Here is a 10,019-nt window from a genome sequence, read left to right as displayed (position 1 = left end):
GACTTGCACTTAGTTCAACTGGGCGACGAGAAGAACGCTAACCCACGACTTGAACTTTGTGCAAGCCCCTTCTTGAACTTTGTACAAGCCGCCGCATACGGTAAAGACATGCCACGCGACACCCTCACCCGAGACCAGATCATCCACACAGCCGTCGAACTCCTGGACACCGACGGCCTCGAAGGCCTGAACATGCGCGCCCTCGGCAAACGACTCGAATCAGCCGCAACCGCCATGTACTGGCACGTCAAAGACAAAGACAACCTCGTCCTGCTCGCCGCCGACCACGTATGGAGCCAACTCCCCCTACCCGACCTCAACCCCGCCGACTGGCGCACCACCGCCACCACCATGGCCACCGACCTGTACCAGATGCTCACCCGACACCCCTGGCTCGTCCAAGCACTCGCCGCACACGTCCTGTACGGCAACGGCAAATCCCGCCACGACAACCACAGCCTCGCCCTCTACGAAGCCGCCGGCTTCACCCCCGACCAAGCCGACCAAGCCGCCGCCGCCATCTTCACCTACGCCCTCGGCAACGCAGCCGGCACCGCCGCAACCGCCTCACTCACCCGCAAACTCAACAAAAACGGCACCACCGCCGAAAAACGACTCCAAGACGCGATGGCCGAGGCCCAGGCGATCGCCATGCACTACCCACACCTACGCACCCGACTCGAAACCCCAGCGGCAACCGACTACGCCGCCTCTCCCGACAAAACCTTCGAGTTCGGCCTCCAAGCCCTCCTCAACGGACTGGAACGGCAACTCCCCCCACAACCGCGATGAAGACAACTGCGGACACGAGCCTGGGGCTGAGGCGCCGCAGCTGCCCCCTCTGGCGATCACCGCCGGGCGGGCCGGCGGTGCCGGGGGTGTCCAGCCTGCGAGGATCGATCTACGCTTTGCCGCATGTTGATCGACGTTCGCGGCACCCGCCTCCATGTCGACCAGCGCGGGGCCAAGGACGCGCCGCCGCTGCTCTACCTGCACGGCGGCCCGGGTAGCGGCTCGCACGACTTCATGTCCTTCCAGGGCGAGCGGCTGTCTGAGCGGCTGCGGCTGGTGGGTGTGGACCAGCGCGGGGTGCAGCGCTCGGACCCGCTGGACGGCCCGGTGACCGAGGACGACTTGATCGCCGACTTCGAGGCCCTTCGGGAGGTGCTCGGGTTCGAACGCTGGTCGATACTCGGCCACTCGTACGGCGGCCGCCTCGCTCTATTGATCAAGGGTGGCCACGATCCGGTGACCAGCCCGGAGGAGATCAGCCTGTTCCGGGAGTGCGTCCCGAACGGGACGTTCCGCCTCTTCGAGAGCGCCGGGCACTTCGTCCATGCCGAGGAGGCTGAAGAGTATGCCCGGCTCGTCGCGGCATTCGTCGTGGGCGAAGTCACGAGATGAGGCGGTCCGTGCCCGCGGACTTCTCACCGTCCCCGGGGACGACCTGTAGTGGGCCGCGAGCGTGCTGGGCTCGGTGCCGATCCCGCACGTGGCGGCCCGGCCGGTTACGGCTGCGCGTCCGTCCTCAGTGTCAGGACCGCGGCCGGCAACCCCCGCAAACCCTCAGGGATGACGATAATTCCGGAACTGTCGATCTCCGTCGGCCCGTCCCCCCACGAAGCTGTCGCGCGAGCGGGCTCGACCAGGTCCTCGGCCAGCCGGAGCCGGCCTGCCGCCGGGTCCAGCGCGATCACGTGGAGCGTTCCCTCCGGTCCGGTCGTGTAGCGGACGGGCTCACCGGTGGGCTCCGCGTGCCGTATCCACGGCCTGGTCCCGTAGATCGCTGCGCCGTGCGCGTCGAGCCAGGCGCCCAGGTAACGCAGCCGCTCCACCTGCGACTCAGGCAGCGAGCCGTCCGCGCGCGGCCCGATGTTGAGCAGCAGGTTGCCGTTCTTGGCGACCGTGTCGACCAGCAGGTGCACCAGCTCGGCCCGGCCGATGAGGTGCCGGTCGTCCTCGGCCCTGTTGTAGCCGAACGACCGGCCGAGCCCGCGCGTCGCCTCCCACACCCACGGTGAGGTCCGCTCCTCCTGCACGTACTCCCTGGTGCGGGCGCCCAGGTGCGGAACGCCCCACCGGTCGTTGACCACCCCGCCGGGCACCCGCTCGTAGTAGCGCTCGAAGAGCGCCTGCAGGCTGTACGGCCCGACGGCCTTGGCCGAGTCGGGCCAGTCGATGTCGTTCCACAGGACGTCGGGCGCGTGCGCGTCGATCAGCTCGGCGAGCTGGTCGAAGCTGTACCTGGCGAACGCCTCGTCGTTGCGGCGCAGCGTGAACAGCTCCGTCATCGACTGGATCGGCGGGAAGTCGGAGACGTGCCAGTCGAGCGCCCCCGAGTAGTAGAGCCCGAACCTCAGCCCGCTCTCGCGCGCGGCCCCCGCCAGCTCGGCGATCAGGTCACGGCGCGGCCCGCGGTGTGCGCTGCTGAAGGAGGTGGTGGCGGTGTCCCACAGGCAGAACCCGTCGTGATGCTTGGCCGTCGGCACGACGTAGCGCGCCCCGCACCCGGCGAACAGCCGCATCCAGGCGTGCGGGTCGTACGCCTCGACGGTCCAGGAGTCGGCCAGGTCCTCGTAGGAGGTGCCCACGCCGTACTCGCGCTCGTGGAAGTCCCGCGCGGGCGAGCCGGGGATGCGAACGGTGTTGGCGTACCACTCGGCGTACTGATGGTGGCTGAACTCCAGCTCCACCGGCACGTGCTCGCCGGGCAGCCGGGAGATCGCCCAGCCGGGCACCGAGTACAGGCCCCAGTGGACGAACACGCCGAACTTGGCGTCCCGGTACCACTCGGGCACCTCCCTCGACGGGTAGTCCGCACCCAGGTCGGGCCCGACACGGCGGTCGAAATGCAGCACTGCGATCCTTTCAGCGGCCGGCCAGACCGGCGGTGGCGATGCCCTTGACGAGGTGCTTCTGCAGCGCGATGAGCAGCAACAGCGTCGGCAGGATGGACACGACGGAGGCGGCCATCACCAGATGCCACTGGTTGCCGTTCTGGCCGAAGAACAGTTGCAGGCCGAGCGGCACGGTGCCGCGCGCGCTCACGTCGTTGATCATGATGAGCGGCCACAGGAAGCTGTTCCAGTAGTTGATGAAGGTGAAGACGGCCAGCACCCCGAGCGCGGGCCTGGCCAGCGGCAGCATGATCCGGACGAAGATCTGCAGCTCTCCCGCTCCGTCGATGCGCGCCGCCTCCTGCATCTCGCGCGGCACCGACCGGAAGAACTGTCGCAGCAGGAACGCGCCGAACGCGGTGAACGCCCACGGGAAGATCAGCGACTGGTACGAGTCCACCCAGCCGAGCGCCTGCATGAGGATGAACATGGGCACGACCAGCACCTCCTGCGGCACCATCAGCGTCGCCAGGAACAGCAGGAAGACGCCGTCGCGGCCCCGCCAGCGCAGCGAGGCGAAGGCGTAGGCCGACAGCGCCGAGGCGGCCAGCACCACGATCGTGCCGACGCCGGCCACCAGCACGCCGTTGAGTATGTAGCGCTGGAACGGCACGTACTGGAAGACGTCGGCGAAGTTCCGCCAGCGGATCTCGGAACCGACCAGCGAGCCGGGGTCGGCGAACGTCTCCCCCGCCGGTTTCAGCGCGGTGGCCACCGCGAAGACCAGCGGGTAGAGGAAGACCAGCGTGACCGCGCCCAGCAGCACGTGGGAGACGACGCTCCTAGCTCTCATAGTGCACCCACCGCTTCTGGCCGAGGAACTGCCCCGCCGTCACGAGCAGGATGATCGCGAACAGCACCCACGCGGCGGCGGCCGCCAGGCCCAGGTCGCGCGACTGGAAACCGGCCTGGTAGACGTTCATGACGAGCGTCTCCGTGGCGTTGCCGGGCCCGCCGGCCGTGAGGATGTACGGCTGGGTGAACACCTGCAGCGCGTTGATCACCGTCATCGTGGTGGCGAAGAACAGCGCGGGCGAGATGAGCGGCAGTTGCACGCTGAACAGCCTGCGCGGGCCTGTCGCCCCGTCGATCGAGGCCGCCTCCAGCACGGACGGCGACATCTCGTTGATCGCCGCGGAGAAGACGATCAGGTTGTAGCCGAAGCCCTGCCAGACGCTCATCGCCACCACCGACAGCAGCGCGGTGCGGCCGTCGGCGAGCAGGTTCGGCTCGGTGCCGACGAGCTGGAACAGCAGTTTCCAGATCACCGCGTTGGCCACCATCGGGGTGATCGCCGGGATGAAGAACAGCACCCGCCACAGGTTCTGCCAGCGCGAATTGCTGATCCAGAACGCCAGGCCGAGCGCCACGATGATGTTGAGCGGCACGTACAGCCCGGTGAAGACGAACGTGTTGCGCAGCGAGGCCAGGAAGTCGGGGTCCTCCCCGAACAGGTAGCGGAAGTTCTCCAGCCCGATGAACTGGCTGTCGCCCAGCATCGGCCAGTCGAAGAAGCTCATCACCACGGCCATGCCGACCGGGAACAGGGTGAACAGACCGAGGCCGAGCACGCTCGGGGTGGCGAACCCGAGCGCGCTCCACTCTTCCCTTGATCTCACTGCCCGCGCGCGCCCTGCTGCTGGATGGTGGTCAGGGCGTCCTTGGGGCTCTGCGCGCCCGTGTAGGCCTGGAGCAGGTACTGGGCCATCGTCTTGGTGACGTCGTCCCAGTTCTTGGTGGTGAACAGGGGCACGCCGCCGTCGAGGCCCTGCTTGACGGCGGCCATCGCCGCCTGCACGTCGGCGCTCTTGTCCTGGTTCTGCTTGACCAGGAAGTCCTCGTACGCCGCTTGCTGCTCGGTCCGCGCAGGGAAGCCGCGCCCGACGCCGGCGAGGTAGGCCTGCGCCTCCTTGCCGCTGAGCACGGACACCGCCTTGATCGCCTCGTCCTTGTAGGCGCAGCCCTTGGCCACCCCGAAACCGGAGTTCGCGACGTAAGTCTTCGATCCGGACGTCCCGGCGGGCAGCGGCGCGAGGCCGACCTTGAACTTGGCCTCCTTGATGGTCGAGCCGACGTTCCACGAGCCGTCGATCGCCATCATGGCGTTGCCGTTGATGAACTGTGTCTCGCCCCAGCCGGCCTCGGCCGAGCCCGCCGGCACGCTGCCCACCTTGCCCTTGGCCAGACCCGCGTACCAGGTGAGCGCGTCCACCATGGGCGCGCTGTCCATCTGCAGTTTCACGTCGTCGGTGACCGGCTTGGCGCCGTTGTAGGACAGCAGCAGCGACAGCGTGTGCAGGTCGGAGAAGGACATGCCGAACCCGGACTTGCCGCCGGTGGTCAGCGTCTTGGCGGCCTTCTCGAAGTCCGCGACGGTCCAGCCCGCCTTCGGCTCGGGGAGCCCTGCCTTCGCGAAGGCGTCCTTGTTGTAGTAAAGGAGCATCGGAGACAGGTCGTAGGGCAGGGCGAGCTGCTTGCCGTCCATCTTCAACGCCTCCAGCGAGGCAGGCGCGAACCCCTCGGGAGCGGTCAGCGGCTCCAGCAGGTCGGCGTAGGCGCCCAGGCGCAGGCTCTGCATGGAGACGATGCACGCCTGCTTGCCCGCCGCGAACTCGGTCTGCAGCTTGGTGAAGTAGGCGTTGAACGGCGCGGTCCGCAGCTTGATCCGGATCTTCGGGTTCTGCTGGGTGACGAGTTGCGTCAGGTGGTCGAGCTGAGCTTTCTCCTCTTCGCTGCCGGCCCACATCTCCCAGTCGAGGGTGACCGTGCCGTCGTCCTGCCGGGCGCCGCCCGCCGTACCCGATCCGCCGCCACCGCACGCGGTGGCGGCAGCCAGGAGCACAAGTCCCGCCGCCAGCTTGGCTTTCATTTGCAGACCTCCGTCACGAATAGTAATTTCGTGGACGAAATTAATGTGTTCCGGGACCCTAAACTTGATCGCCGGGAACGTCAAGGGGGAGGACCATGCGCGAGGACCTGGTCAGGGCGGAGATCCTCGCCACGCTCGCGCCTGAGCCGCTCAACCGGTCGCAGGTCGCGGCCCGACTCGGGCTCGGCGTGGCGACGGTGAGCGAGCACACGCGGCGGCTCATCGAGCTCGGCTACCTACGCGAGCTGGCGCCGCAGGTGGCGGGCCCGGGCCGGCCGAGAGTGCCGCTGGAGGTGGTGCCGGACGCGGCCTACACGCTCGGCCTGCGCGTGCATCACACGCACCTGGTCGGGGTGCTGATGCGGACCAACGGCAGCGAGGTGAGCCGCTTCACGCTGCCCTTCGACCCGCACACCGACCCGGTCGGGCAACTGACGAAGGCGTGCCTGGAGGTGCTCGCCGACCCGGGAACCGGCGACCGGGTGCGCGGCATCGGCCTGGCCGTGCCCGGCGTGATAGACCCGGCCAAGGGCGTGGTGCGCATGTCGCCGCACCTGGGCTGGTCGGACCTGCCGCTGCGGCCCCTCCTGGCGGACCGCCTGCCGGTTCCCGTACTGATCGACAACGACACCCGGGCCAGCACCACCGCCGAGCTGCTGTTCGGCACCGGCCGCGACCATGACGACTTCCTGGTGCTGGCCGTGGGCGGCGGCGTGGGCATGGGCATCGTGCTCGGCCGGCGGCTGCACAGAGGGCCCGACGGGGTGGCGGGCGAGTTCGGGCACGTGCCGGTCGACCCCTCGGGGCCGCCGTGCGTGTGCGGGCGGCGCGGCTGCCTGGAAACGTACGCGGCCGACTACGCCCTGGCCGAGCGCGCCCACGAGCGCGGGCTGACCCCGGCCGTCGTGCCGGTGGCCGACCTGCACCGGCTGGCGAGCGCGGACGCGCCCGGCATCCGCACCCTGATGGCGGAGGCGGGCGCCACCCTCGGGCGCGCGGCGGCCGGCGTGGTCAACGTGCTGGCCGTACGGGCGTTGACGGTGATCGGCGAGAGCCACGTGCTCTGGCCCTACTTCGAGCCCGGCTTCCGCCCCGCGGTCGAGGGAGGTGTGCTGTCCGGGCTGGAGATCACCGTCCGCCAGTGGGACGACAGCGCGCACGCCCGAGGAGCCGCCAGCCTCGTCCTGGCCACCACGCTGGCCTCCCGCTGAAGCGGACGGCGGCCTCCGGTCAGGGGATCCTGGACAGGTCGATCACGTACCTGCCGCTCTTGGTCCGGTACGTCATCATCCGTCCGGCCCGGTCGGCGACCGGGACCTCGCCGGTCCGCGCGGCCATGTCCCCGATGCCCAGGTCCGCCAGCGTTCCGGTCTTCAGGTCGTAGAGCCCGAGCCCCGGGGAATCGCTCCTGAGGGTGCGCACGTAGAAGCGGCTCTGGCTGGGCGGCTCCGGGATCTGGAAGCCGGTCGGCACCTCCTGCTGCTCCGAACCGTCACGCTGCCGGGTGAACGCCCTGGCGCCACCGGACGTCGTCGCGAGGCAGGACTGGACGCCGCAGGCGAGCAACTGCTCTCCCTGGCGGGCCGGGGCCGCGTCGCTGGTCTGCCCGGTCTCCAGGTTGACCAGGTGCGTGAACGGCGCCCCGTCCTTGGGGCTCCACGTGCCCGGCGAGCCCGCCCATGGCCAGGACAACAGGTGCAGCCCGGCTCCGCGGTCGACCGGTGTCACCTGGCCCCCGTTCACGGGAACACTGAACACCCCGCCCTTCTGCATGGAGAACACGATCGCGCCGTTCGCCACGGCGAGGCCGCCGACAAAGTCGTCTCTGGTCTTGTGCTCGGCCACCTGCCGGGCCTCGCCGCCGGTCAGCGGGACGGCCCAGAGGTGGACGGAGGTCTTCGTCCACGTCCACCACGCCACCACGCCCTCACCCATGCTGATGTTCGAGGCGCCCGCCCCGCCCTTCTTCGACGCGGGCACGTCCGCGATCTTCCGCAGGTCCCCTCCGGCCGGGTCGTAGAGGTAGAGCACCTCGGGCCGCAGGCTCTTGCGCCACGCCTGGACCAGCAGCTTCCCGTCGTCGGTCAGCGCGACGGGGCGCAGCTCCCTGCCTTCGGAGTCCTTGACGGGCATCTTCCACACAGCCTGCGGCCACACCTTCTCGACGGGTTGCGCGGTGCCGGCGCTGATCACCGCGGACGGCGCCCCCGACGGGCCGTCCGCGGGCAGTGCCGTCCCGTCGCCGCCCGCCCGCAGGCCCACGACCACCCCGCCGGCGACCACCACCACGGCCGCCGCCGCGAGTAGCGCCTGGGACCTGTGCCTGCGCCGCCGGTAACCGGTCTCCAGCCGTTCCGCCGCCGGAGCGGCCAGCCGTGGCGCCCGTTCGGCCGCATGTCCCAGGGTCCTGCTCAACCGCTCTTCGATACCGCTCATCGCCGCTCCCCGCGATCCGACCCGACGCCTTCCTCGATGTGCTCGCCCACCGCGAATCGGAGTTTGCCGAGCGCCCGCGACGCCTGGCTCCGCACGGTTCCACGAGAGATCCCCAGAGCCGCCGCGATCTCCTCGTCGCTCAGCCCCTCGTAGTAGCGCAACACCAGTACCACCCGCTGCTTGCGGGGCAATCCGGCCAGCACCTCCCACATCGCCTGCTCGTCCTCGCTGGGCAGCGCGTCGTGGTAGCCGTGCTCCGGTGGGTCCCAGGCGAGCAGCTCGCGCCGCCGCAACCGCCAGGCCGCCGTGTGCAGCCTGGCCATGGTGGTACGCACATAACTTTCCGGATTGTCCTTGGCGCGCAGTCTCGGCCAGGAGGCGCGTAGCTTCAGCAGCGCCTCCTGCACCAGGTCGGCCGCGTCGTGCGGGTTCCCGGCCAGGACGTAGCCGTAACGCAACAGCGCATCGCCGCGCTCGGCTACGAACCCGGCGAACCGGGGATCTGCTTCCAACTGCCTTCGCCTTTCGTCGTCCGTGTCACCTCCCAGATGGACTTGCCTGGCGAACTGTTGCATCCGCCCCGCGGAAAGGCGCGGGAAGCCCTCCCACGGCCGGAACCGGCGGTAGATGGTGGACCACGAACCGTACTCCTGAGGCAGGTCCCACCACGGACTGCCGGTGCGACTACTCTGCGCCGTTCTGGCCTGCGGTCGATTGCCGAGAATCCAGCGAGACTTGGGGTGGCCGATTTCTTCAGAAAGTAATCCGGTTCACGTTTCCGAACAGGAGGAGGACGGCGAACAAAACGGCGGCGCGCAACTTCTGCCGGCAGTTGTACTGGGAGGCCCCGTTCCTCCTTTATTTCCTGGATCCGGGCGCAGCGAGCTGCTGATACGACACTGCACGCCGCAGGTCACGGGGACGTCCGACCAAGCGTGATCGACTGCGGACGCTTATCAGAAAACCGAAAAATCAGACTCATTACCAAAGCGAAGACCCGGCCTTACCAAGCAATGTCTGCGCAAGGAATGATCAATCCTGTGGCGGCGAACACGTTCGCAGGCGACCCGGCCGTGATTTGCTTTCGCCGAATCAGTCAGGTGTGCAGCGAATGGCGTTCCACAGGCTCGGGACGCCTGTCGATCGCTGCCTGCGAACAATCGACAAGGAAGGTCGCTATGTTCAGGAGACCAGTGCGTTCCCTGCCCACAGCTCTGGCGGCGGGTGCGCTGCTGGCCGCCATGGCCCTGTCAGTCCCGGCATCCGCGTCCGCCTCCCCGGCCGACGCTCCCGCGACCGTCGTCACCGCGCTCGACTACAACAGCACGGGCTGGCGATACCGGCAGGTGCCGCCCGGAACCGACGACCCCGCCTTCTACGAGCGGGGCTTCGACGACAGCGGCTGGCCGTCCGGACAGGAGGGCTTCGGCACGACCGGGGGCGTGTGCCCCTGGAACAACCCCGCCCAGGTCAAGACCCGATGGGACGCCAACACCGACCTCGTGGTGCGTCACTGGCTGCACATTCCGCGGGACGCCCAGGAGGTCCGCATCCAGGGAACGGTGGACAACGACGCGAAGGTCTACATGAACGGCCGGCTCGTGCAGACCGCCGTGAGCGGCAACTGCAACGCCGGCGCGATCGACGTGGTCGTCCCGGCGAGGTACCTGGAGTGCTGCAACCTGCTCGCCATCCGCGGCCATGACTACGGCGTGGCGAGCTACCTGAACGTCAGGGTCACCTACGTCAAGCCGGACACCAGCAGCGCCTGAGCCGCCTTCGGCACCCGGCCAGGCCGGGTGCCGAGTGCTCCGGGG

The 10,019-nt window shown here is 68.9% G+C and carries 10 protein-coding genes; 4 read left to right on the top strand and 6 right to left on the bottom strand.

Annotation, left to right across the window (positions count from 1 at the left end; all coding sequences use genetic code 11):
- Positions 1-792: TetR/AcrR family transcriptional regulator C-terminal domain-containing protein (locus ABZ297_RS20145; RefSeq protein WP_355348000.1), on the top strand; the 792-nt coding region annotated here is incomplete at its 5' end.
- Between the two features lie 123 nt (positions 793-915).
- Positions 916-1,404 (top strand): alpha/beta fold hydrolase, encoded by a 489-nt coding sequence (locus ABZ297_RS20140; RefSeq protein ID WP_355347997.1) that lies wholly within the window; start codon positions 916-918, stop codon positions 1,402-1,404.
- Between the two features lie 104 nt (positions 1,405-1,508).
- Here the strand turns inward: ABZ297_RS20140 and ABZ297_RS20135 are convergent, their stop codons facing one another.
- Genes ABZ297_RS20135 through ABZ297_RS20120 form a run of 4 tightly spaced genes read right to left on the bottom strand, consistent with a single transcriptional unit; the run spans position 1,509 to position 5,766 of the window.
- Positions 1,509-2,858, bottom strand: coding sequence for an alpha-L-fucosidase (locus tag ABZ297_RS20135; RefSeq protein ID WP_355347994.1), 1,350 nt, complete (start codon positions 2,856-2,858; stop codon positions 1,509-1,511).
- A gap of 10 nt (positions 2,859-2,868) precedes the next feature.
- Positions 2,869-3,690: a carbohydrate ABC transporter permease gene (locus tag ABZ297_RS20130; protein ID WP_355347991.1), complete on the bottom strand. Its 822-nt coding sequence runs from the start codon at positions 3,688-3,690 to the stop codon at positions 2,869-2,871.
- The gene (locus tag ABZ297_RS20125; protein WP_355347988.1) at positions 3,680-4,516 is read right to left on the bottom strand and encodes a sugar ABC transporter permease; all 837 of its coding nucleotides are present in this window, start codon (positions 4,514-4,516) and stop codon (positions 3,680-3,682) included. Before ABZ297_RS20125 ends, ABZ297_RS20130 begins: the two co-directional genes overlap by 11 nt.
- A complete protein-coding gene (locus tag ABZ297_RS20120; RefSeq protein WP_355347985.1) occupies positions 4,513-5,766 on the bottom strand; it encodes a sugar ABC transporter substrate-binding protein in 1,254 nt (417 codons plus the stop codon). The genes ABZ297_RS20125 and ABZ297_RS20120 overlap by 4 nt, the downstream gene beginning before the upstream one ends.
- A 95-nt stretch (positions 5,767-5,861) precedes the next feature.
- Here ABZ297_RS20120 and ABZ297_RS20115 point away from each other — a divergent pair, with 95 nt between their 5' ends.
- Complete coding sequence (locus tag ABZ297_RS20115; protein ID WP_355347982.1) at positions 5,862-6,977, top strand: ROK family transcriptional regulator; 1,116 nt, start codon at positions 5,862-5,864, stop codon at positions 6,975-6,977.
- 19 nt (positions 6,978-6,996) lie between these two features.
- Here the strand turns inward: ABZ297_RS20115 and ABZ297_RS20110 are convergent, their stop codons facing one another.
- Complete coding sequence (locus ABZ297_RS20110; RefSeq protein WP_355347979.1) at positions 6,997-8,202, bottom strand: hypothetical protein; 1,206 nt, start codon at positions 8,200-8,202, stop codon at positions 6,997-6,999.
- Positions 8,199-8,714 carry a SigE family RNA polymerase sigma factor gene (locus tag ABZ297_RS20105; RefSeq protein WP_355347976.1) on the bottom strand — a complete coding sequence of 172 codons (516 nt, stop codon included), beginning with the start codon at positions 8,712-8,714 and terminating at the stop codon, positions 8,199-8,201. Before ABZ297_RS20105 ends, ABZ297_RS20110 begins: the two co-directional genes overlap by 4 nt.
- A gap of 666 nt (positions 8,715-9,380) precedes the next feature.
- Between ABZ297_RS20105 and ABZ297_RS20100 the strand changes: the two genes are divergently transcribed.
- Positions 9,381-9,974 carry a hypothetical protein gene (locus tag ABZ297_RS20100; RefSeq protein WP_355347973.1) on the top strand — a complete coding sequence of 198 codons (594 nt, stop codon included), beginning with the start codon at positions 9,381-9,383 and terminating at the stop codon, positions 9,972-9,974.
- Positions 9,975-10,019 lie beyond the last annotated feature (45 nt).

Source organism: Nonomuraea sp. NPDC005983, assembly GCF_040614375.1.
In the GTDB taxonomy this organism is placed as follows: Bacteria; Actinomycetota; Actinomycetes; order Streptosporangiales; family Streptosporangiaceae; genus Nonomuraea.
The sequence above is the reverse complement of the archived record's forward strand: the minus strand, read 5'-3'. Positions and strand labels throughout refer to the sequence as shown.

Excerpts from the sequence above, each read along its gene's own strand:
- ABZ297_RS20140 (WP_355347997.1), top strand. The coding sequence starts at position 916 with ATGTTGATCGACGTTCGCGGCACCCGCCTCCATGTCGACCAGCGCGGG.
- ABZ297_RS20130 (WP_355347991.1), bottom strand. The coding sequence starts at position 3,690 with ATGAGAGCTAGGAGCGTCGTCTCCCACGTGCTGCTGGGCGCGGTCACG.
- ABZ297_RS20120 (WP_355347985.1), bottom strand. The coding sequence starts at position 5,766 with ATGAAAGCCAAGCTGGCGGCGGGACTTGTGCTCCTGGCTGCCGCCACC.
- ABZ297_RS20115 (WP_355347982.1), top strand. The coding sequence starts at position 5,862 with ATGCGCGAGGACCTGGTCAGGGCGGAGATCCTCGCCACGCTCGCGCCT.
- ABZ297_RS20110 (WP_355347979.1), bottom strand. The coding sequence starts at position 8,202 with ATGAGCGGTATCGAAGAGCGGTTGAGCAGGACCCTGGGACATGCGGCC.
- ABZ297_RS20100 (WP_355347973.1), top strand. The coding sequence starts at position 9,381 with ATGTTCAGGAGACCAGTGCGTTCCCTGCCCACAGCTCTGGCGGCGGGT.